23 protein-coding genes and 1 pseudogene are annotated in these 22,738 nt (G+C 70.1%); 10 read left to right on the top strand and 14 right to left on the bottom strand.

Annotation, left to right across the window (positions count from 1 at the left end; all coding sequences use genetic code 11):
• Positions 1-137 precede the first annotated feature (137 nt).
• From AB0I79_RS40225 to kdpF, 5 genes are read right to left on the bottom strand one after another with little or no spacing between them, the layout of a single operon-like run.
• Complete coding sequence (locus AB0I79_RS40225; protein ID WP_357885024.1) at positions 138-2,666, bottom strand: DUF4118 domain-containing protein; 2,529 nt, start codon at positions 2,664-2,666, stop codon at positions 138-140.
• Position 2,667: 1 nt separating this feature from the next.
• Entirely contained in the window at positions 2,668-3,528 is an 861-nt protein-coding gene (locus AB0I79_RS40220; protein ID WP_357885022.1) for a potassium-transporting ATPase subunit C, read from the bottom strand.
• Positions 3,529-5,631, bottom strand: a complete 2,103-nt coding sequence (gene kdpB, locus AB0I79_RS40215) for a potassium-transporting ATPase subunit KdpB (RefSeq protein WP_357885020.1) — start codon at positions 5,629-5,631, stop codon at positions 3,529-3,531.
• Between the two features lie 2 nt (positions 5,632-5,633).
• Positions 5,634-7,295 carry a potassium-transporting ATPase subunit KdpA gene (kdpA, locus tag AB0I79_RS40210; RefSeq protein ID WP_357885017.1) on the bottom strand — a complete coding sequence of 554 codons (1,662 nt, stop codon included), beginning with the start codon at positions 7,293-7,295 and terminating at the stop codon, positions 5,634-5,636.
• The gene (gene kdpF, locus AB0I79_RS40205) at positions 7,295-7,384 is read right to left on the bottom strand and encodes a K(+)-transporting ATPase subunit F (protein ID WP_148433700.1); all 90 of its coding nucleotides are present in this window, start codon (positions 7,382-7,384) and stop codon (positions 7,295-7,297) included. The genes kdpA and kdpF overlap by 1 nt, the downstream gene beginning before the upstream one ends.
• Before the next feature lie 433 nt (positions 7,385-7,817).
• On the opposite strand from kdpF, the gene AB0I79_RS40200 reads away from it, so the two are divergent.
• On the top strand, positions 7,818-8,294 hold the full coding sequence (locus AB0I79_RS40200) for a hypothetical protein (RefSeq protein WP_357885015.1): 477 nt from the start codon (positions 7,818-7,820) through the stop codon (positions 8,292-8,294).
• 45 nt (positions 8,295-8,339) lie between these two features.
• Here the strand turns inward: AB0I79_RS40200 and AB0I79_RS40195 are convergent, their stop codons facing one another.
• Entirely contained in the window at positions 8,340-8,516 is a 177-nt protein-coding gene (locus AB0I79_RS40195) for a hypothetical protein (protein ID WP_357885013.1), read from the bottom strand.
• 91 nt (positions 8,517-8,607) lie between these two features.
• Here AB0I79_RS40195 and AB0I79_RS40190 point away from each other — a divergent pair, with 91 nt between their 5' ends.
• Both AB0I79_RS40190 and AB0I79_RS40185 read left to right on the top strand, forming a co-directional pair.
• Entirely contained in the window at positions 8,608-8,778 is a 171-nt protein-coding gene (locus tag AB0I79_RS40190) for a hypothetical protein (RefSeq protein ID WP_357885011.1), read from the top strand.
• Between the two features lie 56 nt (positions 8,779-8,834).
• Positions 8,835-9,419, top strand: a complete 585-nt coding sequence (locus tag AB0I79_RS40185) for a dihydrofolate reductase family protein (RefSeq protein WP_357885009.1) — start codon at positions 8,835-8,837, stop codon at positions 9,417-9,419.
• A 169-nt stretch (positions 9,420-9,588) separates the two neighbouring features.
• Here the strand turns inward: AB0I79_RS40185 and AB0I79_RS40180 are convergent, their stop codons facing one another.
• Positions 9,589-10,596: an RNA polymerase subunit sigma-70 gene (locus AB0I79_RS40180; protein WP_357885007.1), complete on the bottom strand. Its 1,008-nt coding sequence runs from the start codon at positions 10,594-10,596 to the stop codon at positions 9,589-9,591.
• A 209-nt stretch (positions 10,597-10,805) separates the two neighbouring features.
• Complete coding sequence (locus AB0I79_RS40175; protein WP_357885005.1) at positions 10,806-10,973, bottom strand: hypothetical protein; 168 nt, start codon at positions 10,971-10,973, stop codon at positions 10,806-10,808.
• A 438-nt stretch (positions 10,974-11,411) separates the two neighbouring features.
• Between AB0I79_RS40175 and AB0I79_RS40170 the strand changes: the two genes are divergently transcribed.
• The 6 genes from AB0I79_RS40170 to AB0I79_RS40145 all read left to right on the top strand — a co-directional run bounded on the left by AB0I79_RS40170 (position 11,412) and on the right by AB0I79_RS40145 (position 18,113).
• Positions 11,412-13,025: a carboxylesterase family protein gene (locus AB0I79_RS40170; protein ID WP_357885003.1), complete on the top strand. Its 1,614-nt coding sequence runs from the start codon at positions 11,412-11,414 to the stop codon at positions 13,023-13,025.
• Between the two features lie 2 nt (positions 13,026-13,027).
• Positions 13,028-14,269, top strand: a complete 1,242-nt coding sequence (locus AB0I79_RS40165) for a histidine kinase (protein ID WP_357885001.1) — start codon at positions 13,028-13,030, stop codon at positions 14,267-14,269.
• Positions 14,266-14,937 (top strand): response regulator transcription factor, encoded by a 672-nt coding sequence (locus tag AB0I79_RS40160; RefSeq protein ID WP_357884999.1) that lies wholly within the window; start codon positions 14,266-14,268, stop codon positions 14,935-14,937. Before AB0I79_RS40165 ends, AB0I79_RS40160 begins: the two co-directional genes overlap by 4 nt.
• A gap of 356 nt (positions 14,938-15,293) precedes the next feature.
• On the top strand, positions 15,294-15,422 hold the full coding sequence (locus AB0I79_RS40155; protein ID WP_357884997.1) for a hypothetical protein: 129 nt from the start codon (positions 15,294-15,296) through the stop codon (positions 15,420-15,422).
• Between the two features lie 126 nt (positions 15,423-15,548).
• Entirely contained in the window at positions 15,549-16,655 is a 1,107-nt protein-coding gene (locus AB0I79_RS40150) for an MATE family efflux transporter (protein WP_357884995.1), read from the top strand.
• A gap of 462 nt (positions 16,656-17,117) precedes the next feature.
• Positions 17,118-18,113: a WD40 repeat domain-containing protein gene (locus AB0I79_RS40145; RefSeq protein ID WP_357884993.1), complete on the top strand. Its 996-nt coding sequence runs from the start codon at positions 17,118-17,120 to the stop codon at positions 18,111-18,113.
• A 35-nt stretch (positions 18,114-18,148) separates the two neighbouring features.
• Here AB0I79_RS40145 and AB0I79_RS40140 read toward each other — a convergent pair.
• A pseudogene (locus AB0I79_RS40140) lies at positions 18,149-18,322 on the bottom strand (IS5/IS1182 family transposase); the annotation flags it as partial.
• On the opposite strand from AB0I79_RS40140, the gene AB0I79_RS40135 reads away from it, so the two are divergent.
• Complete coding sequence (locus tag AB0I79_RS40135; protein WP_357884991.1) at positions 18,288-18,827, top strand: zinc-binding dehydrogenase; 540 nt, start codon at positions 18,288-18,290, stop codon at positions 18,825-18,827. The pseudogene AB0I79_RS40140 and the gene AB0I79_RS40135 sit on opposite strands and share 35 nt — an antisense overlap.
• Here the strand turns inward: AB0I79_RS40135 and AB0I79_RS40130 are convergent.
• The 5 genes from AB0I79_RS40130 to AB0I79_RS40110 form a co-directional block, all read right to left on the bottom strand.
• Entirely contained in the window at positions 18,736-19,728 is a 993-nt protein-coding gene (locus AB0I79_RS40130; RefSeq protein ID WP_357884989.1) for an L-threonylcarbamoyladenylate synthase, read from the bottom strand. The two genes, AB0I79_RS40135 and AB0I79_RS40130, sit on opposite strands and share 92 nt — an antisense overlap.
• A gap of 103 nt (positions 19,729-19,831) precedes the next feature.
• Positions 19,832-20,476 carry a carbonic anhydrase gene (locus AB0I79_RS40125; protein ID WP_357884987.1) on the bottom strand — a complete coding sequence of 215 codons (645 nt, stop codon included), beginning with the start codon at positions 20,474-20,476 and terminating at the stop codon, positions 19,832-19,834.
• 762 nt (positions 20,477-21,238) lie between these two features.
• On the bottom strand, positions 21,239-21,652 hold the full coding sequence (locus AB0I79_RS40120; RefSeq protein WP_357884985.1) for an SRPBCC family protein: 414 nt from the start codon (positions 21,650-21,652) through the stop codon (positions 21,239-21,241).
• Positions 21,653-21,847: 195 nt separating this feature from the next.
• Entirely contained in the window at positions 21,848-22,228 is a 381-nt protein-coding gene (locus tag AB0I79_RS40115) for a hypothetical protein (protein ID WP_127933246.1), read from the bottom strand.
• Positions 22,225-22,713 carry a MarR family transcriptional regulator gene (locus tag AB0I79_RS40110; RefSeq protein WP_357884982.1) on the bottom strand — a complete coding sequence of 163 codons (489 nt, stop codon included), beginning with the start codon at positions 22,711-22,713 and terminating at the stop codon, positions 22,225-22,227. Before AB0I79_RS40110 ends, AB0I79_RS40115 begins: the two co-directional genes overlap by 4 nt.
• Positions 22,714-22,738: the final 25 nt, after the last annotated feature.

The following is a 22,738-nucleotide window of genomic DNA, read 5'->3' as shown; positions in this document are numbered from 1 at the left end:
GGGGCGTGGGCGATCTGCTCCACGCCGAGGAGCCATCAGCGGCCACGGCGACCTCGTACTGGCGGGCGGACAGGTTGATGCGCAGGGCGCGCAGGATCTACGGCTCGTCGTCGACGACGAGGTTCTTGGTCATGAGGTCACCTCTTGGAAGAGATCGGCATCCGGATGGTCATGGTGAGGCCTCCTCCGGGAGTCTCTTCGGGTTCCAGCGTGCCGCCCATGGCTTCGGTCAGCCCGCGCGACAGCGCGAGGCCGAGCCCGACGCCAGTGCCGTTGTCGCGGTCGCCGAGCCGCTGGAAGGGCAGGAAGACCCGCTCGTGCTCCTCAGGCGGGATGCCGGGGCCGCGGTCGATGATGCGAATCTCCACCTCGTCGTCGTGCCGGCTGCCGGTGATCAGCACATCGTGGCCGGGCGGGCTGTGGCGCACGGCGTTGGCCATGAGATTGACCAGCACGCGTTCCAGAAGGGCCGGGTCGGCCTGGATCTCGGGGAGGCCGAAGGGCACGTTGCCTTCGACGCGGTCGCGCATCGGGCCGAGGTCGTCGACGGCACGGGGGATGACGTCCTCCAGGGCGACGGGTTGCAGGGAGAGGCCGAGCACGCCGGCCTGCAGGCGGCTCATGTCGAGCAGGTTCTCCACCAGCCGGTCCAGCCGGTCGAGCGACTCGTCAGCGGTGGCCAGCAGTTCGTCGCGATCCTCCGGCGTCCAGTCGACGTCGTGGCTGCGCAGGCTCTCGACGGCGGCCTTGGCGGCCGACAGCGGGGTGCGCAGGTCGTGGCTGACGGCGGCGAGCAGCGCGGTGCGCATCTTGTCGGCTTCGGCCAGCGGCCTGGCCTGTTCCGCCTCCTGCTGCAGCCGTTCCTGGCGCAGGGCGACGGCGGCCTCGGCGGCGAAGGCCTCCAGTACGCGCCGGTCGCCGGCGTCCAGCAGCCGGCCGCGGGCGGCCAGCACGAGACGGTCGTTGATCTGGACGTCGGTGTCGGCCACCGCGGGGGCGGTGCAGGGCGCGGCGCCGGAGGTGGCGATGATGCGCCAGGCTCCGGGTTCGGCCTGGTCGTCCGGGGTGGGCTCGGCGATGCGTTCGAGCAGGGTGACCGAGTCCAGGCCGAACGTCTCGCGCAGCCGTCCCAGCAGGGAGGGCAGGGCGGCCTCGCCGCGCAGCACGTGCCCGGCCAGCGTGGACAGCGCCTCGGCCTCGGCACGGGCTCGCGCTGCCTCTCTGGTACGCCGGGCGGCCAGGTCGACGATCGTGCTGACCGCGGCCGCGACGAGCACGAACACCACCAGCGCGAGGAAATTCTCCGGGTCGGCGATGGTGAGCCGGCCGACGGGCGGGGTGAAGAACCAGTTGAGCAGGAGCGAGCCACCCACCGCCGCGAAGATCGCCGGCCACATGCCGCCGATCAGCGCGACCCCGACGACCAGGCAGAGGAACAGCAGGATCTCGCTGGGCAGCGAGATCACCTCGCGGAACGGCAGCAGAGCGACGGTCAGCAACGGCATGCCCGCCACCGCGACCGCCCAGCCGGACAGCCGGCGCTTCCTGTTCAGCGCGGCCCGGGCGCGTTCGGGCCGCCTGCGCCCCTGCTTGGCCTCCTCATGGGTGACCAGGTGCACGTCGATGGGGCCGGACCGGGCAGTGGTCTCCACTCCGACACCACGGGAGAGAACCTGGGCGAACCGGCCGCGCCGGGAGGCGCCGAGGACGAGCTGGGTGCCGTTGACGCCGCGGGCGAAGTCGAGCAGCGCGCGGGGGATGTCGTCGCCGACGACCTGGTGGTAGGTGCCGCCCATGCTCTCGACCAGGGTGCGCTGGCGGGCCAGGCTGGCCGGATCTCCGCCGGCCAGCCCGTCGGCGCTGGTCACGTGGACGGCCAGGAGGTCGGCGCCCTTGGTGCGGGCAGCGATCCGGGCGGCCCGCCGGACGAGCGTGTCGCCCTCCGGGCCGCCGGTCAGCGCGACGACCACGCGTTCGCGCGCCTCCCAGGTGCCCGCGATGCCGTGGTCGCTGCGGTAGCGGTCGAGCTGCTCGTCCACCTTGCCCGCCACCCACAGGAGCGCGAGCTCGCGCAGCGCGGTCAGGTTGCCGACGCGGAAGTAGTTCGACAGCGCCGCGTCCACCTTCTCCGGCGCGTAGACATTTCCGTGGGCCATGCGGCGGCGCAGCGCCTCCGGAGACATGTCCACCAGCTCGATCTGGGTGGCCCGCCGCACCACCTCGTCCGGGACGGTCTCGCGCTGCGGGATGCCGGTGATCTGTTCGACGACGTCGTTGACGGACTCCAGGTGCTGGATGTTGACCGTGGAGATGACGTCGATGCCGGCGTCCAGGATCTCGTCGATGTCCTGCCACCGCTTGGCGTTCTTCGAGCCGGGCACGTTGGTGTGGGCCAGCTCGTCGATCAGTGCGACCTTCGGCGCGCGCTCGATGAGCGCATCCACGTCGAGCTCGGTGAAGGTGGCGCCACGGTAGACGATCGTCTTGCGGGGGATGATCTCCAGGCCCTCCAGGAGGGCGGCGGTGCGGGGGCGGCCGTGGGTCTCGACGAAGCCCACGACCACGTCCCGGCCGCGCTCGACGGCCCTGCGGCCCTCGCCGAGCATCGCGTAGGTCTTGCCGACCCCGGGGGCCGCCCCGAGGTAGACGCGTAGCCGCCCCCGCACGTCAGCCCCGGTCGAGGGCGAGGTTGAGTTCGAGCACGTTGACCGCGGGCTCGCCCATGAAGCCCAGCGCCCGGCCGGTGGTGTGCTCGCCGATCAGCGTCCGTACCCGGTCAAGGGGCAGGCCGCGCTCCTTGGCGACGCGGGGGGCCTGGAGCTCGGCGTAGGCGACGGAGATGTGCGGGTCCAGGCCGGAGCCGCTGGCCGTCACCGCGTCGGCGGGCACCTGCACGGTTCTCACGTCGCCGCGGACGGGGACGGTGCGGCCGGCCGCGTAGTCCTCGCCCGGCTGCGCGCACTCGACCTTCAGGCCCTGGTAGGTGGGGATGAACGGGGTGGCGGGGCAGGCCTGGTTGACGCTGACGGCGCGGCCGGGGAAGACCTTCAGCACCGCGCCGACCCCGTCGGCGGTGCAGTACGGGCGGGCGCCGCTGACGCCCTCCAGCTCGCCGGCCGTCTTGGAGCGGGCGCACACCTGGGTGAGCAGCGACTGCTTGCCCTCGTCCGGGTTGCCCTCCTCGTCCTTGGCGCCCGGCACCGGCAGGGTGTCGATGACGTCCTCCGGGCCGAGGTTGCTCGCCGAGGTGGAGGTCGGGTCGTAGCCGTCGCCGGCCGCGGACGGGCGGGACTGGAAGTACTTGCGGACGGGATTGCCGCCGGCGTCGGTGAAGGACTGGCCGATCAATGAGCTGCCGACGGCCTTGCCGTCCTGCTCGATGATCGAGCCGTTGGCGTGGTCGTTGAACAGGGCCTGGGCCACGCCGGTGGCGGCCAGCGGGTAGATGACGCCGGTGACCACCGTGAGCACGAGCAGCGCGCGGAGCGCGGCGAGGTGCTGGCGGATCCAGCTGGGCATGCGGTCCATTTATGACATCCCCGGAAGGAATTGAATCAGCAGATCGATGATCTTGATGCCGATGAACGGGACGATGATCCCGCCCAGGCCGTAGACGTACAGGTTGCGCGACAGCAGCTTGGAGGCGCTGGACGGGCGGTACCTGACCCCTCTGAGCGCCAGCGGGATCAGCGCGATGATGACCAGCGCGTTGAAGATGACCGCGGCGAGGATCGCGGACTGGGGGCTGGACAGGCGCATGATGTTGAGCGCGTCCAGGCCCGGGTAGACCGCGGCGAACATGGCCGGGATGATCGCGAAGTACTTGGCGATGTCGTTGGCGATGGAGAACGTGGTCAGCGCGCCCCGGGTGATGAGGAGCTGCTTGCCGATCTCGACGATCTCGATGAGCTTGGTCGGGTTGGAGTCGAGGTCGACCATGTTCCCGGCCTCCTTGGCGGCGGAGGTGCCGGTGTTCATGGCGACGCCGACGTCCGACTGGGCCAGGGCGGGGGCGTCGTTGGTGCCGTCGCCGGTCATCGCGACCAGCCGGCCGCCCGCCTGCTCCTTCCTGATCAGGGCGAGCTTGTCCTCGGGGGTGGCCTCGGCCAGGAAGTCGTCCACGCCGGCCTCGTCCGCGATGGCCTTGGCGGTCAGCGGGTTGTCGCCGGTGATCATGACGGTGCGGATGCCCATGCGGCGCATCTCGTCGAAGCGCTCGCGCATGCCCTCCTTGACCACGTCCTTGAGGTGGATCACGCCGAGGACCCGGCCGCGTTCGGCGACGACCAGCGGGGTGCCGCCGGAGGCGGAGATGCCGTCCACGAGGTGGCCGATGTCGTCGGTGGGGTGGCCGCCCGCGTCGCGCACCCACTTCATGACCGCAGTGGCGGCACCCTTGCGGACCTCCCGGCCCTCGAAGTTCACGCCGGACATGCGGGTCTGCGCGGTGAACGGCACCCATTGCGCGCCGTGGATCTCCCGCTCGCGCAGCCCGTAGCGCTGCTTGGCGAAGACCACGATCGAGCGGCCCTCGGGGGTCTCGTCGGCCAGGCTGGACAGCTGCGCCGCCTCCGCGAGCTCCTGCTCGCTCACCCCCTTCACCGGGACGAACTCGCCGGCCTGCCGGTTGCCCAACGTGATGGTGCCGGTCTTGTCCAGCAGCAGCGTCGAGACATCGCCCGCCGCCTCCACGGCGCGGCCGGACATGGCCAGGACGTTGCGCTGCACCAGGCGGTCCATGCCGGCGATGCCGATGGCCGACAGCAGCGCGCCGATCGTGGTGGGGATCAGGCAGACGATCAGCGACACCAGCACGATCCCGGTGACGCCGTCGGAGGTCAGCGCCGGCGAGTCCGGCACGCCAGGGTTGACCGACTTGGAGAAGATCGCCAGCGGCTGCATCGTCGCCGTGGCCACCAGGAAGATGATGGTCAGCGCGGCGAGCAGGATGTTCAGCGCGATCTCGTTCGGCGTCTTCTGCCGGTTCGCACCCTCCACCAGGGCGATCATCCGGTCCACGAAACTCTCGCCCGGCTTCTGGGTGATCTGCACGATGATCTTGTCCGACAGCACCTTGGTGCCGCCGGTGACGGCGGAGCGGTCGCCACCCGATTCCCGGATGACCGGGGCGGACTCGCCGGTGATGGCGGACTCGTCCACGCTGGCGATGCCCTCGATGACGTCGCCGTCGCCGGGGATGATCTCCCCGGCCTCGACGATCACCAGGTCGCCCTGCTTCAGCTCGGGCGCCCCGACCACGTCCCACTCCGTCGCTTCGCGGCTCTTGAGGCGGCGGGCGGTCGTGTCGCGCTTGGCGGCCCGCAGCGTGGCGGCCTGCGCCTTGCCGCGTCCTTCGGCGACGGCCTCGGCCAGGTTGGCGAAGATCGTGGTGAGCCACAGCCACACCACGATGGCCCAGGCGAAGAACGACGGCTGGAAGACGGCCAGCACGGTGGTGAAGACGGCGCCGATCTCGACGATGAACATCACCGGATTGCGCCACATGGCGCGCGGGTCGAGCTTGCGCAGCGCGTCCGGCAGCGACCTGATCATCTGCTTCGGGTCGAGCAGGCCGCCGCCGACCCGGCCGTTCTGCTTGGGTGCCGGCTTCTCGAGCACAGGGGTCGACATGTCTACAGCAGTCCTTCTGCGAGCGGGCCGAGCGCCAGGGCGGGGAGGAACGTCAGAGCGACCAGGATGATCGTCACGCCGACGACCATGCCGACGAACTGCGGCCGGTACGTCGGCAGCGTGCCGGCCGAGGCGGGCACCGGCGCCTGCCGGGCCAGCGACCCGGCCAGGGCCAGCACCAGCACGATCGGCAGGAACCGGCCCAGGGCCATGCACAGGCCGAGCGTGGTGTTGTGGAAGGTGGTGTTCACGCTCACGCCGGCGAACGCGGAGCCGTTGTTGTTGGAGGCGCTGGTGTAGGCGTACAGGATCTCCGACAGGCCGTGCGGGCCGGAGTTCAGCATCGCCGAGCGGCCGGTCTCGGTGGCCATCGCCACCGCCGTGCCGAGCAGCACCAGCGTCGGGGTGATGAGGAAGTACAGCGAGGCGAGCTTGATCTCGCGGGCGCCGATCTTCTTGCCCAGGTACTCCGGGGTGCGGCCGACCATCAGGCCCGCCACGAACACCGTGATCACGGCGAGGACGAGCATGCCGTACAGGCCCGCGCCTACGCCGCCGGGGGCGACCTCGCCGAGCAGCATGTTGAAGATCAGCATGCCGCCGCCGATCGCGGTGTAGGAGTCGTGGAAGGAGTTCACCGAGCCCGTGCTGGTCAGCGTGGTGGCGGTGGCGAACACGCCCGAGTTCGAGACGCCGAAGCGGCTCTCCCGGCCCTCCATCGCCTGCCCGATCGCCTGCGGCACCGTGCCGCTCGTGCCCAGCTCCGCCCACTGGGTGACGCCGACGCTGATGATCGCGATGATGGCCATCACGCTGACGATCGCGTAGCCCTGCCGGTTGTCACCGACCATCCGGCCGAACGTACGCGGCAGGCAGGACGCGATCACCGTCAGCAGGAAGATCGTCAGCCAGTTCGTCCACGACGTGGGGTTCTCGAACGGATGGGCCGAGTTGACGTTGAAGATGCCACCGCCGTTCGTGCCCAGGTCCTTGATCGCCTCCTGGGAGGCTGCCGCGGCCGGGGTGAACGTCTGCCCGCCGCCGGTCAGGGTCGTCCACGTGCTGTGGTCGGCGAACGTCTGGATCGCGCCCCCGGCCACCAGCAGCAGCGCCGCCACGAACGCGATCGGCAGCAGGATGCGCAGGGTGCCGCGGACCAGGTCCACCCAGAAGTTGCCGAGCGTGTCGGTCTTGCTTCGGGCGAAGCCGCGTACCAGGGCTATGGCGACCGCCATACCGACCGCGGCCGAGACGAAGTTCTGCACCGCCAGACCCGCGGTCTGCACCACGTGGCCCATCGTGGCCTCACCCGAGTAGGCCTGCCAGTTGGTGTTGGTGACGAAGCTGACCGCGGTGTTCCAGGCCAGCGACGGCTCCACGGGCTCCATCCCCAGCGACAGGAACAGATGGTCCTGCAGCCGCTGCAGTCCGTACAGGAACAGGATCGACAGCATCGAGAACGCCAGCACGCCGCGCGCGTAGACGCCCCAGCGCTGCTCGCTGTCGGCGTTGACGCCGAGCAACCGGTAGGTAACCCGCTCCACGGAGTTGTGCCTGGTTCCGGTGTAGACGCGGAACATGTAGTCGCCCAGCGGCTTGTAACAGATGGCCAGGGCGAGAAGGAGGGACCCGATGAACAGGATCCCCGCCATGGTCGATGGCATCAGAAACGCTCCGGGAACAGCAGGGCCGCGACCACGAAGATCACCAGGCCTACGACCACGACAAGACCCACGGCGTTCACGGCACTCACAGCCGCTCCACCGCCTTCACGACCAGCCCCAGGACGACGAAGATCGCGATCGTCAGGGCGACGAAGATGACGTCGGTCATCCCCACTCCTCAATCTGGACAGGGTGTTCTGCCGCCCCTACTGGGCGGCCCCGGAACCAGCGAACCGTGAGATTTGGACGGTTTGGCCGTTCTTGACGGCATTCATACGGCTGATGCCCGAATATTGACGCCCCTTCTACGCTCGGCCCCGCAAGCACCTCCATCTGCGACGTGTCAGGGGCACATGCCGGCTTGTCCGAGCCGGGAAGTCTGGCCGGCCGCTTCCCGCCGACGCCCCCGAGCCTTCGGGCGAGCAGCCCGGACCGGGGCTGCGCGCCGACGCCGAACGCAACCGCGAACGCATCCTGGCCGCTGCCCGCCGCCTGTTCGCCAGCCACGGCCTCGGCGTCTCCATGGCCTGCGTCGCCCGCGCCGCCGCCACCGCCCAGGCCCTGGCCGACCCCGACCCTTGGCACGGCTTCGTCGGCTACGTCCAGGCCGTGTGTGCCATGCAGGCCGCCGACCGAGCCTTCGCCGACGTGCTGGCCATGACCTTCCCCGCCGCCAAAGCCCTGGAGGCCCGCCGGGACGAGGCTTACAAGGGCTTCCTCGACCTCATCGCCCGCGCCAAAGCCACCGGCCACCTGCGCGACGACTTCACCGACCAGGACATGGTCATCCTGCTCATGGCCAACGCCGGCGTCATCGCCGCCACCACCGACGCCGCACCTGATACCTGGCGCCGCCTGGTCGGCCAGATGCTGCGCGCCTGGGCCACCCCCGGCACCGACCTGCCCCCGATGGCACCGGCCCCCGCGCCCACCGCCCTGTATCGGGCCATGGTCCGGCTCACCCGCACCGTCCCCGGCCCTGAGGGAGACGCGGCGTGAGAAGTGGGCGTGGCGAGCACGCGAGGTCCCGCGCCCGCGTCGCGCTCAGGTAGCCGCGGCAACTCCGCCGTCGTCGGCCAGGACCCGGTAAACGCTGGCCACCGAGGGATACAGACCCTTGTTCTTGCCCTTGGGGATGACGAGCTTGCGGGCGATGTCGGGCACCGCCACGCCCCGGGCACGCAGCGACCGGGCGTAGGCGATCATGTCGTCGTCGAACATATGGGACGGCCGCCGTGCCGGCCGCATTCCCAGGCGGACGCCTGGCCCTCCAGCGGCTTGACATCCAGCTCCACGACGCCTGGAAGAGCTGATGCGCAAGTACCTGATCACCCGCCTGGCGCAGGCCGCCGGCGTGTTGTGGGCGGCATACACGATCGCGTTCTTCATCCTCGACTACCTGCCCGGCGATCCGGTCTCGGTGATGGCGGGCGCCGCGGCACAGTCGGCAGCGCTCTGCGGACGCAGATCGCGCACCGATTAGGTTGCCGCGCCGCGACCGTCTGTACGAGTGAGATCGACTCACAGGAGGCTGGCACGATGCGGAAACTGATCTTCGGCATGAACATGACCCTGGACGGCTACATCGCCGCGCCCGGCGACGACCTCGGCTGGAGCGGAGGGGACGGACCGGACTCATCGTCGAGCGCCGAGCTGTTCCAGTGGTGGTACGAACAGATGCGGGCGAGCGAGCTGTCGCTGTACGGGCGCAAGCTGTGGGAAGCGATGAGTTCCCACTGGCCGACCGGCGACCAGCAGCCCAACGCTACCCAGGCGGAGATCGAGTTCGCGCGCCTGTGGCGGGACATGCCGAAGGTGGTGTTCTCATCGACGATCGACAAGGTCGACTGGAACACCCGCCTGATCACCGGCGACGCGGTCGCCGAGATCACCCGGCTCAAGGCCGAGGACGGCGGCCCGATGGACATCGGCGGCGCGACGCTCGCCGGGGCGGCCATGCGGGCCGGGCTGATCGACGAGTACGCGATCGTCACCCATCCGGTCCTGGTGGGCGGCGGCACGCCGTTCTTCACCGCGCTGGACAGCTGGGTGAACCTGAACCTGGTCGAGACGCGGACCTTTCCCGGCGGCGTGATGATGACCCGATACGAGAGGAGGCGATGAGCACGGGCCACATGCTCGGCTCGTCACGCCAGGTCGAAATCCTTCCTGGCGTGCTCACCGTGACCCTCGGCGAGCGTTTCGAGTGAGCTGTTGACTGACTCGCTGAGGATGAAACCAACGGTGACGCCTGCCCGTGCGCTGGACTCGTCGACGATGCGGACTTGTCTGATCACAGCTTCGCGGGCAGGCTCAGCCATGGTTTGTCGGTGGCGTCGAATCCGGTGAGCTCGGTGATCTTCCCGTCGACGATGTGCAGGACCGCGATGGTGAACAAACGGTATTCCGGGTCGCCGGGGCCGCGGAGGTACAGCGCGGCGGCAGGCATGCGGTTGACCGTCGTGGCGATGCAGCGCCAGTCGTCGCGGCCGCGCTGGAAGAGCCCACCGGAGACCCAGCCGTCCACCGCGTCCTTGGCCGTCATGGTCAAGGTCCCCGGCTCGGGCAGCATCGTGAAACGCAGGTCGTCGCGCAGCAGGGCCATCAGCCCGTCCAGGTCGTTGCGCTCATGGGCGTCCATGTACGACCTCACCACGCCGCGCTCGTCATCCGACAGCTCGTGCGTGGCAGGGCTCCGCCAGTCGAGGCGGCGGTCGGGCAGCTGCTCGCGCATCGTCACGCGCGCCCGCTGCAGCGCGCTGGTCACCGACGCGACGGTCAGTTCGAGGGCGCTGGCGACCTTCGACGCCGGCCAGCCGAGGACGTCGCGCAGGATGAACACCGCCCGCTGTCGCGGCGGCAGATGCTGCACGGCGACGATGAACGCCAGCTCGATCGTCTCCCGCGCCACCACCGATTCCTGCGGATCCTCCGGGAGCATCCGGTCCGGGTAGGGCTGCAGGTAGTGCACTTCCGAGCCCCCGCCCGGCAGCCCGGCAGGCACGGGTGTGCGGTCGTTGCGCTTCTCCAGGAAGTCGAGGCAGGCGTTCGTCGCGATCCGGTACAGCCAGGTCCGCAGCGCAGCGTGCCCCTTGAACGACTCCCGCTTGTTCCACGCCCGCAGGAACGTCTCCTGCGTCATGTCCTGGGCGTCCTCGTAGTTGGCGAGCATCCGGTAGCAGTGCACCTGCAGCTCACGCCGGTGGCGCTCCGTGATGAATGCGAACCGCGCCGTGTCGCCTGAGCGGACCGCCGCGATGAACGTGGCCTCGTCGGCGCCCAGCAGTCTGGCGTCGGTCATGGTCATCAATCCTTCCACCGGTGCGAGAGGGCTAACAGAACTGACGGCGTGGCGGAGGATTTCTGATCGGTGACGCCGCTGACACCGGGCCGTTCGCCAGGCCGGATGGGTCGGGGTCGATCCAGGGTACGTGCTCCGGGCCGGGCACACCCTCGATGTCGAGGTGGAGCCCGCACGGCCAAGTGGTCGCCGCCGTAAATCCTTCGGGGTTATGCTGCGGCGTCGAGTACGGCAGGCTGAGGCTCGCAGCGATCGTGCTGGTGCAGCAGCCCGGCGGAGGTGTAGTCGAGCTCGCCGACGACGCGGGCGACGATGAAGTCCTCGTCCAGCCCGATCGAGGCGGTGAACCGCTCGGCCAACCCGTCTGCCTCGTCCACGCTCATGGCCCCTCAGCCTTGGCCCTCACGCAGACAACGGCGACTCGCAACGGCAATCCAACGAACGCCCTGCTCTCCCGTCAAGAAACGTGATCGCGGTAACCGGTCGAGGTCATGCCACGGAGGCGCGGGGGCCGGTGTCGGCGTACAGCCAAACGTACATAGGCATGTACATGCAGACGTGCAAGGCTGGATGCGCCAGCTGAGCGCCCGTTATGGCGCGCCGCGGCCCACGCCCAGAGATGGTGCGGGGCAGGGTCGCCGTCGAGGGCCTTCGGCATCGAGGTATGGGTGGGACGGCTGGACGTGGTACATGGGATTCCGTTAGCCCCGGCCGGGGGTTACGTCACACCAGTCGTGCGGGAGACAACCATCGGTCGGTGAACCGCAACCTCCGGCCGTACCGGCAGAGGGAGGGCCGTACCTAACGTGCCAGACATGAGTTCGCTACGACACGTGATCGCCAGACGTACGGCCTGCCTGAGCGCGATGGCGCTGCTCGTCCAGGGATGCGGCGCGGCGCAGGCCCGGCAGGAGCCGGCGACGGTTCCGGGCCCGGAGGTCGCGCTGGACAGCGGGATGGTCCGAGGGGTGGACGACGGAGATGTGCTGAGGTATCGCGGCATCCGCTACGCGCGCCCGCCGGTCGGCCAGTTGCGCTGGCGGCCACCGCAGCCGATGGCGAGGTGGCGGGGCGTCGTGCCCGCGACGGCCTCCGGCCCGGCCTGCCCGCAGGACAACGGCAATCCGAAGGAGCGCAGCGACGCCGAGGACTGCCTGACGCTCGACGTCACGGTCCCGAAGGAGGGCGCGAAGCGCAAGCCGGTGATGGTGTGGCTGCACGGCGGCGGGTTCGTCGCGGGCAGGGGCGCCGACTACGATCCGCGCCGCCTGGCCGCGCAGGGGGACGTCGTGGTGGTCACGGTGGAATTCCGGCTGGGCGTCCTCGGATACTTGGCACTGCCGGGGATGGCCGGCGGGGGCACGTTCGGGTTGCAGGACCAGCAGGCGGCGTTGCGCTGGGTACAGCGCAACGCGGCGGCGTTCGGCGGCGACGCGGGCAACGTGACGCTGTTCGGCGAGTCGGGCGGCGGCATCGCCACCTGCGGTCATCTCACCGCTCCGGGCAGCAGGGGCCTGTTCGCCAAGGCGATCATTCAGAGCGGCAGTTGCGGGACGGTCCTGCTGCCGATGGGTGGAGCGCCGCGGTTGCCGTTCTGGCGCTCGATGAAGGAGAGCCGCGCCGCCACGCGGACTGCCGCGACGCGACTCGGCTGCCCTGCCGGGCGGGACACCGCTCAGACCCTCGCGTGTCTGCGCGGCAAGCCGGTCAAGGAACTGCTGTCGCAGACCGGGCTGTTCCAGGCGGCGGCGTACGGCGGCCGTGCCCTGCCCGCCTCCCCCGAGCGGGCACTGCGCGCGGGTGACTTCGCCCGGGTGCCGGTGTTGTCCGGGCACACGAGCAAGGAGGCTCTGCTGTTCGCTGCGACGCTCGGCCTGGCCGGCAGCCCGATCACCGACGAGAACCTGCCCGCTCTTGTGCGCGAGGGTTTCGGGAGCAGGGCCGACGACATCGCCCGCCGCTACTCCCGCGAGGACTACGCGACCGCGAGCGAGGCCTGGGCCGCCCCCTACACCGATGCCGTCTTCGCATGCCCCCATGCCGAGGACCGCGACGCCCTGGCCCGCCGCGTGCCCGTGTACGCCTACGTGTTCGGCGACGACACCGTCCCGCCGTTCATCCCCTCCTTGCCCGGATTCCCCGCCGGCGCCGGGCACGCCTCTGAACTGCTGTATCTGTTCGACGTGAAGGACAAGCCGATCAGCCTGGACGGCAAGCGCGTCCCGCTCACCGCGCTCCAGCAGTCCGTGGCCCGGGATATGGTGGCCGCCTGGACGTCGTTCGCGCGGAGCGGCACGCCGTCGGTGGGCGGCAAGCCGTGGCCGCGCTGGGCTCCGAAGGCGGGCAGCGGGCGGGTGGCTCGCCTGGTCACCGAGCGGCCGGGCAGCACCGCCACGACGCCGGCGCCCGCCTGCGACCACTTCAACTGACCGTGACCACCACGACACCGCAGCAAAGCGAGGCCAGGAGGACGTTTGTCTTCCTGGCCGTCGCCATGGCCGCCTTCGTGCTCCTCGACGTCGCGATCTACCTCAACGTGCAGCGCACCGGCGGCCCGCTCGGCCCGGCCGCCGGGCTGGTGCTGAGCCTGGTCGTGGACGCCTGCCTGCCGGCTCTCGGCCGCTTCCCCCGAGCGGTCGCCGTGGTCACGACCGCCGCGACGGTCGTGGCGGCTGTGGGCGACACGCTGGTTGCGGGGATGTTCACCCCGGTGGATCCGGTGACGCCGGTCACCGCGCCCTTGTGCACGCCAGTGATCATGTGGAGCCTGGCCCACAAGCTGCCGCGCCGCGAGGTGCTGGGGTACGTGGCGGTCCTGGCGGCGGCCGTCACCCGCCCGTGGATCCCGTCCTGGGAGACCGTGTATGCAGGGATCACCGCCGTCGTCCTGCCCGCCGTGCTCGGCCTGTACGTGCGAGCACGCCGCGAGCTGGTGAGATCCCTCCACGAACGGGCCGAGAGCGCCGAACGCGAGCGGCACCTGCTGGCCGAGCGGGCCAAGGCGGCGGAGCGGCAGCGGCTGGCCGGCGAAATGCACGACATCGTCACCCACCACATCACCGAGATCGTGCTGGCCGCCGGCGCGCTGAAGGTGTCCACGACAGACCGGGCCGCCCAGGCCGCCGCCGAGCAGATCCGCAGCGCCGGCTCGCATGCCCTGACCGAACTGCGCGACCTGATCGGCATCCTGCGCCGCGGCGACGACCACGAGCCGAGCGAGCCGCCGCCCGCCATGCTCCCCCCGGCCGACATGAGCTCCCTGGTGAACGCGGCCGTCTCGGCGGGCAACCCGACCACCCTGCACGTCACCGGCGAGCCGAGAGCGGTGACCCCGGCCATTGCCCGGGCCGCGTACCGAGTGCTCCAGGAGGCGCTCACCAACGCCATGAAACACGCGCCGGGAGCCCGCGTGGACGTCGAGCTGGCCTACGACCACGGCGCCATGACGGTGACCGTGACCAACGCCCCGCCCTCGCTGCCCGGCGACACCGCCCTGGCGGCGAGCGGCTCCGGGATGGGTCTGGACGGGCTGCGGCGACGTGTCTCCCTGCTCGGCGGCTCCTTCGAGGCGAGCCCGGCGCCCTGCGGCGGCTTCCGAGTGTCGGCTGCCCTGCCCGCCTGCGTCCCCACTGGCGGGGCCCCTCAGCACAACGAACTGCGGGAGACCGGATGATCAGAGTGCTCGTGGCCGACGACGACCCCATGGTCCGCCGTCATCTGCGCACGATTCTGGCCGCAGGCGGGGAGGTGGAGGTCGTCGCGGAGGCCGAGGACGGCGCCGAGGCGGTGGAAGCCGTCCTGCGTACCTCTCCTGACGTGGTGCTTATGGACATCAGGATGCCTGGCGTGGACGGGATCACCGCAACGGCCGAGATCGCCAGGATGAACACGCCGCCGGCGGTGGTCGCCCTGACCACGTTCGACTCCGACACCCACGTACTGCGGGCGCTGGCGGCCGGGGCAAGCGGCTTCCTGGTCAAGTCGACCCCGCCGGAGGACCTGCTCGACCTCGTCAAGGTGGCGGCCCAGGGGCACACCGTGCTGTCCCCGGCCGCCGCCCGCCACCTCGTCTCACGCTCTGCCAGGACCGACGATCACACCAGAGCCGCGCAGGAGAAGGCTGACACGCTGAGCGAACGCGAGCGCGACGTGCTCGGCTGCCTCGGCGAAGGGCTGACCAACAGTGAGATCGCGGCGCGGTTGTTCCTCTCGGAGACCACGGTCAAGAGCTATGTCTCCCGGATGCTCGACAAACTCGGCCTGGCCAACCGCACCCAGGCGGGCCTGCTCGCCCACCACGCTCGCCTCGTCCCCGAGAACGAGCAGGACGAAACGTCGTGAGGGCCTGGCGAAACCTCCTGAAGACCGCCGGGAGCACCACCGGCTGATCACCACCAGCACGTTGGCCACATCGGCGGCCGCCGCCGGGCGGGGCAGGCTCTTGGGCTCTTTGGCGGCGTCGATGCGGTCCATCGGGTTGGCGTCCAGGAGATCGTGGCGGACGGCCCACTTGGCGAAGGAGGCGATCGCAGCGCGCTTGCGCTTGCGGCTCGCCCGGCGACAGCTCGGCGGCGCCCTTGCGAAATCGCCAGGAGAATTTACGCCGTGCGACGAGAGTGCACGACTTTCTTGGGGCGGCTTGTGTCTCACACGGTGTGAGGTCGTATTCAGGAGGTGCCGACTTCAGGAGGTGCATCGTGGGAATGGCAGAGCGGGTCGATGAGGTCCTGCGTTCGGGTAAGGCGCCGAACCTGCACGGGCTCGCGGTGATGCGGGACGGGCAGGTGCTGGTCGAGAGGTACAGTGCCGGGCGCGATGGGTTGTAGCCACCTTCCCCCAGGCCAATTCGCGCCCAAGCCGATGCGTCCCCGGAGGCTCGCATAATTTCCTTGGCCGCGCACAAAAGGAAGAGGGTATGGCGGAGCATCTCCGGCCTCGCAGTCCCTCTTCTCGTGGCCGGGTCCCTCAATTTCGCCGCCCAGCTCGGAATCATCGCTATTCTGGGGCGGATGGGGGGAGAGGCCATTTATGTGCGTGCCCTGTATCAGCCTGTCAGCCTCATCGTCCTCGCCCTGAGTGTGGGCTTCGCGGTCTGCAACCAGGTCGCCGCCGCGATCAGCAAGGGGGCCGGGCGCCCCCAGGACATCATGTCGAACGCCGCGAGCCTGGCCAGGGTATGGCTCGGGCTCGGCGCGGCCCTGTTCCTGGTCCTCGCGGTCGCGGCTCCCCTTCTTCCTGGCCTCCTTCATGTGGACGCCGGGCTGCGGGACACGTTCGGCTCCTTCCTGCGCTGGACCAGCGCCGCCAGTCTGCTGGCCGTCGGGGAGGAGCTGTGCGCGTCCAGCCTGCGCGGCTATGGGTACGTGCGGCAGGCCACCGTCCTGGTCATCTGTGCGGCGAGCGTGAGGATCGGCCTCGTGGCCGGCCTCGGGCTCGGTGCGGACCTCGGGATCGCGGCGGTGCCCATCGCCGAGGCGGCAGCGGGTCTGACCGGCCTGACCATGGGCCTGGTGCTGCTGCGCCGCACCGAGCTGTGGCATCCGCCGGCCGTCCGGATTTGGCGGCGCGAGGTGTTCACCGACCTGCGCCGCATCGGTGTGCCCATCGCCATGTCCTTTTTCGTGCTCTCGGCGTACAACCTCGCGGTCATCGGCGTCCTCGGGAACTACGGGGAGAACGCCGTGGCCGGGTTCACGGTCGCTTCCACCCTGCAGAACGTCGTGCTGCTGCCGGGCATGGTCCTGGGTACAGCCACGGCGATCATCATCAACCAGCAACGCGGCGCGGGCGAATGGCGGCGGATGCGTGCATCGATGCGCGGTGGCATCGAGGTCACCGTCGTGACCTACGTGGTGATCGCGGCGCTGGTGTGGTCACTGCATGAGCCGCTGGCGCCGCTGATGGGCGGCGACGCCGGGGTGGCCGCGGCCACCGGTAGTTACCTCGGCGCCGTGGCCCTCACCTACGCCGTCCAGGGGCCCGTGCTCGCCTCGCTGACCGTCATGGAGGAGACCGGCGGCGGCTTCCAGGCCATCTCAACGCGATCTACTTCGGCCTGATCGTCGCGGTCAGCGCGGCGGCGGCACACGCCGTCGGCAGCGCGGACGGCTTCTACGCCGCGGTGGCGTACTGCAACCTGATCGGCGTGACGGTGCCGCTCATCGCCGTACGACACATACGAAAACTGTCAGCCGGGGGCAGCGCCGGGCATGGGCCCAGAAAGTAGAACTCACCCTTCAGCGCGGGCCAGGCTCAAGATCGAACTGTTGCGGCCGAACGGCTTCGACGAGCCTCTGAGCAGCACGATTCCGCATGTCAACCGCATCGGAACAGCCATCGCGCCAAGCGGGGCTCTGGGGGGCGGCTAGGAGATTGCGCGAACAGGCGGCTGGCCGGCGCCCGGACCGGTGTGCTGAGCAGCAGACCGTCGGTTCACCGAGTGTCTGGGGGGCTGGCAAGGTGTCGGTATGACAGTTCACTCTCGCTTGATCTCCAGTTCGGCTCCGTCCTGCGGCCACATTGTGGATTTCGACCTGGTCAGCCTCGATGGTCGGCTGATCCTCGTCGGCAGCCCCGACCGAGACCGGCTTGCGTGCACCTGGGATCCGGCCGGCGACCGCTGGACACAGTACGAGCTCGACGTCCCGGACGAGGACTTCCCCTACACGGAGCTAACTTCGCTCGGTGCCGCGGTGGTGGACGGCCGGATCGTGATTGGCGGCGGAGGTGACCACCAGGACTTCGCCATGTGGGACCTGGAGACGGGCAAGGTGCGGCTGAGCGCACAGGAGGGCGGCCCGGGCTCGGTTGTCAGAGCCGACTTCGGTGATCGCTCGAGATTGCTCGTGGGGTTCACGGGCAGGTGGGGCGTGCAGTTGTGGGACCCGTCCGTTGCCGAGCCGGAGGACTGGCATGACGACGATGGCGGCCTTGACGACGTGGACGATTCGGTGACAGAGCCGGAGCAGCCCTCGCCTTACGACTCTCTCGTGCAGATTGAGGAGCTGGAATGCCGGTCGCGCGCCAGCAGCGCCGCCGCGGCGGGACTGTTGGCGGGTCGGCCGGTCGTGGTGTCCGGTGGTCGGCACGGTGGCGTGCTCGTGTGGGACATCGAGGAAGAGCGGCACCTCGCCCGATTCGACGACCTTGACCAGACGCCCACCGAGTTCGCCCTGGCCCCGGTGGACGGCCGCATACGGGTCATCGCAGCGGGCGGGCAGAGCCTCGTGCTGGGGGACCTCGAATCCAACGAGTGGGGCGAACCCCTCACCGTGCCCGGCGACGAGATCAGCTGCTTGACCGGGGGCACCGTGCACGGTCGTCCGTTCGCCGTCACCGGAGCGCGGGACGGCACCATCTGCGTGTGGGACCTGGCCGAGCGCCGGTTGCTGGGCCAGCCGCTCCAGGGGCACAACAGCGAAGTGCTCGGGCTGCGGGTGGCCGATCTCGACAGCCGCCCCGTGATCATCAGCAGCGCCCACTGCGACTCAGTCCACCTCTGGGAGTTTCCGTCGTAGAGGTCATTCAAGAAGTCGAGAGGATGCGCGTGCGGTCATGGTCGGTGGGTCGGGCGATCGTCCCAGCGGTGGGTTGTCCATGCCCGTCGTATCAGGCTGCGCACGGTGATGATCGCGTCGGCGAGGTCGAAGAAGGCGTCGATCACCATGGCGCGGCGCTCGTAGCAGCGGGCGATGCGGTGGAGGGTGTGCTGCCAGGCGTGGGTCCGCTACGACGTCGTCCTCGACGCCCTCGGCGGGGAGACCGCCACCCGTTCCGTGGGCGTGCTCCGCCCCGGCGGCGTCCTCATCTCCCTGGTGCCGGGCGCCGAGGACACCCGAGCCGCGGCCGAGAAGGCACAGGTCCGCGCCGTTACCCTGATCGTTCAGCACGACCAGGCCGGGATGCGTGCCATCGCCGACCTCGTCGACCGGGGCAGGCTCCGCGCCCACGTCTCCGCCACCTTCCCCTCGCCGAAGGCGCCCGGGCCCATGTTCTGGGGAGACGGGCCGCACCATGGGCAAGCTGGTCATCACCATGCGCTGAGGCGGGATGGCTCCGGCGCAGGCGGTGGACGTGTCCTGGGCCGAGCGTGCTCCGGCGAGACGCGGGACCGGGAACTGCCCCCTGGCCCTGGGCCGATCAGGCGGCGGGCCGTGGTCCTGCGGCGCGGCGCAGCCGGTTGGCGATCGCCAGGCCCAGCCCTACCTCCTGCGGCAGAGACGCCACGATGAGGTCGCAGCCTCGCTCGTCGAGCTCGCGCAGGAAGGCATACAGCTCGCGCGCGTAGGCGGGCATCGACGCCGGGACCGCCACCACGGCGTGCGCCTTCACCTCGGCGTCGGCGAAGCCGGCAGGAAGCAGGACGCCCACCTGGTGGCCGGACTCCTGCGCGCGTTGCGCTTCGGCGATCACCTGCTCGGGATCGATCAGGACGACCCGGGCTCGCGGCGCGTAGTGCGAGGGATGCTGGCCGGGCACCCGGACCGTACTCGTGGCGGGGACCGCCAGCGTGCGGCCCAGCGCCGCTTGAAGGTCTTCGCGCGTCACTCCGCCGGGCCGCAGGATGCTCAGCGCCTCGCCCGTGGCATCGACAATGGTGGACTCGACGCCGACCTGGCACGGGCCGCCGTCCAGCACGACGTCGACGGCGTCACCGAGTTCGGCGCGGACGTGGCCGGCCGTGGTGGGGCTGACCGAGCCGAAGCGGTTGGCCGACGGGGCCGCGATGCCGCCGCCGAAGGCCGACAGCAGCGCGAGCGCGACGGGATGGGCGGGCACGCGCACGGCCACCGTCTGCAGGCCGCCGGTCGTCTCCAGCGGCACCCGGCGGCCGCGCCGCAGCACCAGCGTCAGCGGCCCGGGCCAGAAGCGCTCGGCCAGCAGACGCGCGGTGGCGGGCACGTCCTCGGCCCAGTCGTCCAGTTGCTCCGCGTCGGCGAGGTGGACGATCAGCGGGTGGGAGGGCGGGCGCCCCTTGGCCTGGAAGACGCGCGTGACGGCGGCGCCGTCGGCGGCGTTGGCGCCCAGGCCGTAGACGGTCTCGGTCGGAAACGCCACCAGGCCTCCACCGCGCAGCACCCCGGCCGCGTTGTGGATGGCCGCGCTGTCGATGTCACCAGGTCTTGCTGTCACCCTCGAAATCCTCCCACTGTTTCTCTCTGCCGCCCCCTCCCGCGCAGGACGAGGTCGCCCCCTACGGCGAGGCAGGCGGCCCAGCGGCGGGTATGCACCGTCTTCAGGCGTGTGCTGGGACGGCAGCCCCGCTCAGGCCATGCGCGGCCACCAGCCGGGCGCTGCCGTCGGCCAGCCGATACGACAGGCCCACCACCGCCAGGCGGCCATCGGCCACCCGCTCCGCCAGGACCCGGGAGCGCTCCAGCAGCAATTCGGCGCTGTGCCGGATGTGCTCGGCCAGGATCTGCTCGCCCTGATCGTGTCCGGCGGCGCGGGCCGCCAGCACGCTCGGCATCACCCGCTCGACCACGTCACGCACGAACCCGGCCGGAGTGCTGCCGCCGTCGGCGGCGGCGCACGCCGCCGCGATCGCCCCGCACGACTCATGGCCCAAGACCACCACCAGCGGGCAGCCCAGCACGCTCACCCCGAACTCGATGCTGCCCAGCACCTCGGTGCCGGCCACGTGCCCGGCCGTGCGGACCACGAACAGATCACCCAGCCCCCGATCGAAGATGATCTCGGCGGCCAGCCGGGAATCGGAGCACCCGAACAGCACTGCGAACGGGCGCTGCGCCGGCGCGGTCTCGGCGCGGCGGGCGGCGTCCTGGTTGGGATGCTCCGGCGCGCCGGCGACGAACCGCTGGTTGCCCTCCAGCAGCATCGCCAACGCATCATCGGGCGTCAGCGTCAGCATCTCGGTCATGACCGCATGCTACCGGGACTGCTGAACCGGCTCCGCGCAGACGCCCCGCCAGCACGTTCGCCAACGGCACCAACGCCTCGCAGATCACGCGGCCAGCTCGACATCGGTGAAGTCGACCTCTTTGAGCAGCGATTCGAACGGCTCTTCGGGGTCGTTGTAACGCCAGCACCAGCGCGAAACCCGACTCCGGGCTGCCGGTGCGCTGTTCGGCCCAGGCCACCGCCTCCGGCGCCGGCGTGAAGAACACGTGCAGCACCCGCGCCGACGTCAGCCGCTTGAACTGCGGGTAGGCGGTCCGCTCGATCCACGTCATCCCAAGGCCGTCCCTCGCCTCGATCCCGGCGTCCAGACGCCGAAACCGGAGCGGCGATCAACCCTGCCGAACGATCGTGTTCATCGAACCGCAACCATACCTATTCGGAGAGTTGCATCGCCCGGCGAACGAACCCTCTGAGCAGTGCCTCAGCACTCCACCGTCCTTTCTCTCGTACTTGGTCTGGCCCCATCTACGACCTCAACGCGCCGCTGGACGACATGGAGGTCAACCTCGATCTCGGCGAGGACGCCCATGCAGCGTGAACCGCCCCCACCCGCCCGTCATGAGCCGTTGCGCATCCTGAGGGTCGCGACAGCGCGGGGTTGCGGCGATGGCACTGAACACATCAGTGGCCGGCACGCCCGTCGTGCCCACGGCGATGTGGTTTGGACGTCGTCGAGCATGGCGAACCTTACCCTTTCCAGGGGTTCGCATGAGTGGGTGGCTCAGCTGCGTGCTGCGGCCTCGATCGCCTGCTTCATCTCCCATGCGCCGTGTTCGATGCGAATGCGGATCTCGGCGGCTCGCGTGTGTGGCAGCACGTTGGTGGTCCAGATCAGCCGGCCCGCTTCGTCGCCCTCCGGGCGAACTTCGAACGAGGCGTGGTGGTGCTCGAGTGGGGGCCGCGCGCCTTCGACAACGGAATAGGCCAAGCAGCGGGAATCGTCATCGATCGCGACAATCAGCTCGCGGATGACGTGCCCGTCGGGAAAGGTCAGGAACCGCTGGTCGCCCTCCAGCCGGGTGTCGATGACACGGCCCGGCAGCAGGCGCTCGTGCACGGCTCCGACGTCGCGCAGCACATCCCAGATGTGCTCGGGGGACGCATCGATGACGATCTCGTGGCGGATGGAGGCCATGACGCCGGGAACTCCTTCTCGGGATGGGGCAGCTCCTCGCCGGCAGGCAGGGACCGCGACCCGTGGGTGGCATCTTCTTCGGCTGCCCTGGGGCACACCGACACCCCGCCACCCGCGAGCCGCTGTCGCGGGTGCACCCACGCCAAATTCGCCGACGTCGTTCGCGCTTTGCCATGGGCCCTGGGGCGTGTCGTTTCAGAGCTCGATCTGGGCCTTCATCGGCTGCCAGGGCGAGGCGTCGAACAACAGCATGATCGACACGATCTTGTCGCCGTCCAGCCGGAAGTGCTCGGCCGTGCGCTGAGTCCCGACCGGCGTCGCGGTGTGCACGTCGTACACGAGCGTGGCCTCCGCTTCGCCGTACAGCTCGCTGATCAGCTCGACGCCGGTCACGATGGATACGAACCCCGGCAAGGTCGCCAGATGGCCCGTCCGATCGTCGGAGGTGATGAACGGGCTCTGGAAGCGGAACGGCTCTCCCAGGTGCGCTGCCGCTGCGGACACCTCGCCGCGGAAGCGCGCCTCGTGATAGCCGCGCACGGTGCGACGGGTCTGTTCCTGAGCCGTCGTGTTCATGGCTGTTGTTCGATCTGGCGCAGGTGGTCGGCGAGGCGATGCTGGTTGGCGGCCAGCCGCAGGCACAGGTCGCGCAGAACGACCAGTTCTTCAGGTGTGAACCCGTGGAACATCGCCCGCATGGCAAGTTGCGACGGTTTGCGGAACGCCTCCATCCACGCTCGCCCGGCGGGTGTGATCTCGGCCAGAACCGAACGTCGATCCGTCGGGTCGGGGACCCGGCGGACCAACCCGTTGTGCTCCAGCGTGTCGACCAAGCCGGTGGCGTTGCGGGAGCTGACCCCTGCGGTGCGGGCCAGTTCGCCGATGCTGATGCCGTGCTCGCTGTTGTTGAGGCGGATGAGCAGGTCGAGCGCGCCCGCGCTGACCCCTCGTCCCTGAGCGCCGTGGGCGCGCATGCGCTCGACGGCATGGTTGGCGGTGCGGACGGCGGCGCCCGCTTCGAAGGTGAGCAGGTCTTCGTCGCTGTCGGCGAACTGGGTCATCGCGGCCCTGACCCGAGGGTCGTAG

It is taken from the genome of Nonomuraea sp. NPDC050202 (genome assembly GCF_040656115.1).
Taxonomy (GTDB): Bacteria; Actinomycetota; Actinomycetes; order Streptosporangiales; family Streptosporangiaceae; genus Nonomuraea.
The sequence above is the reverse complement of the archived record's forward strand: the minus strand, read 5'-3'. Positions and strand labels throughout refer to the sequence as shown.

Excerpts from the sequence above, each read along its gene's own strand:
- AB0I79_RS40220 (WP_357885022.1), bottom strand. The coding sequence starts at position 3,528 with ATGGACCGCATGCCCAGCTGGATCCGCCAGCACCTCGCCGCGCTCCGC.
- kdpB (WP_357885020.1), bottom strand. The coding sequence starts at position 5,631 with ATGTCGACCCCTGTGCTCGAGAAGCCGGCACCCAAGCAGAACGGCCGG.
- kdpA (WP_357885017.1), bottom strand. The coding sequence starts at position 7,295 with ATGCCATCGACCATGGCGGGGATCCTGTTCATCGGGTCCCTCCTTCTC.
- AB0I79_RS40200 (WP_357885015.1), top strand. The coding sequence starts at position 7,818 with ATGGCCTGCGTCGCCCGCGCCGCCGCCACCGCCCAGGCCCTGGCCGAC.
- AB0I79_RS40195 (WP_357885013.1), bottom strand. The coding sequence starts at position 8,516 with ATGTTCGACGACGACATGATCGCCTACGCCCGGTCGCTGCGTGCCCGG.
- AB0I79_RS40190 (WP_357885011.1), top strand. The coding sequence starts at position 8,608 with ATGCGCAAGTACCTGATCACCCGCCTGGCGCAGGCCGCCGGCGTGTTG.
- AB0I79_RS40185 (WP_357885009.1), top strand. The coding sequence starts at position 8,835 with ATGCGGAAACTGATCTTCGGCATGAACATGACCCTGGACGGCTACATC.
- AB0I79_RS40180 (WP_357885007.1), bottom strand. The coding sequence starts at position 10,596 with ATGACCGACGCCAGACTGCTGGGCGCCGACGAGGCCACGTTCATCGCG.
- AB0I79_RS40170 (WP_357885003.1), top strand. The coding sequence starts at position 11,412 with ATGAGTTCGCTACGACACGTGATCGCCAGACGTACGGCCTGCCTGAGC.
- AB0I79_RS40160 (WP_357884999.1), top strand. The coding sequence starts at position 14,266 with ATGATCAGAGTGCTCGTGGCCGACGACGACCCCATGGTCCGCCGTCAT.
- AB0I79_RS40135 (WP_357884991.1), top strand. The coding sequence starts at position 18,288 with ATGCGGTGGAGGGTGTGCTGCCAGGCGTGGGTCCGCTACGACGTCGTC.
- AB0I79_RS40125 (WP_357884987.1), bottom strand. The coding sequence starts at position 20,476 with ATGACCGAGATGCTGACGCTGACGCCCGATGATGCGTTGGCGATGCTG.
- AB0I79_RS40120 (WP_357884985.1), bottom strand. The coding sequence starts at position 21,652 with ATGGCCTCCATCCGCCACGAGATCGTCATCGATGCGTCCCCCGAGCAC.
- AB0I79_RS40115 (WP_127933246.1), bottom strand. The coding sequence starts at position 22,228 with ATGAACACGACGGCTCAGGAACAGACCCGTCGCACCGTGCGCGGCTAT.
- AB0I79_RS40110 (WP_357884982.1), bottom strand. The coding sequence starts at position 22,713 with ATGACCCAGTTCGCCGACAGCGACGAAGACCTGCTCACCTTCGAAGCG.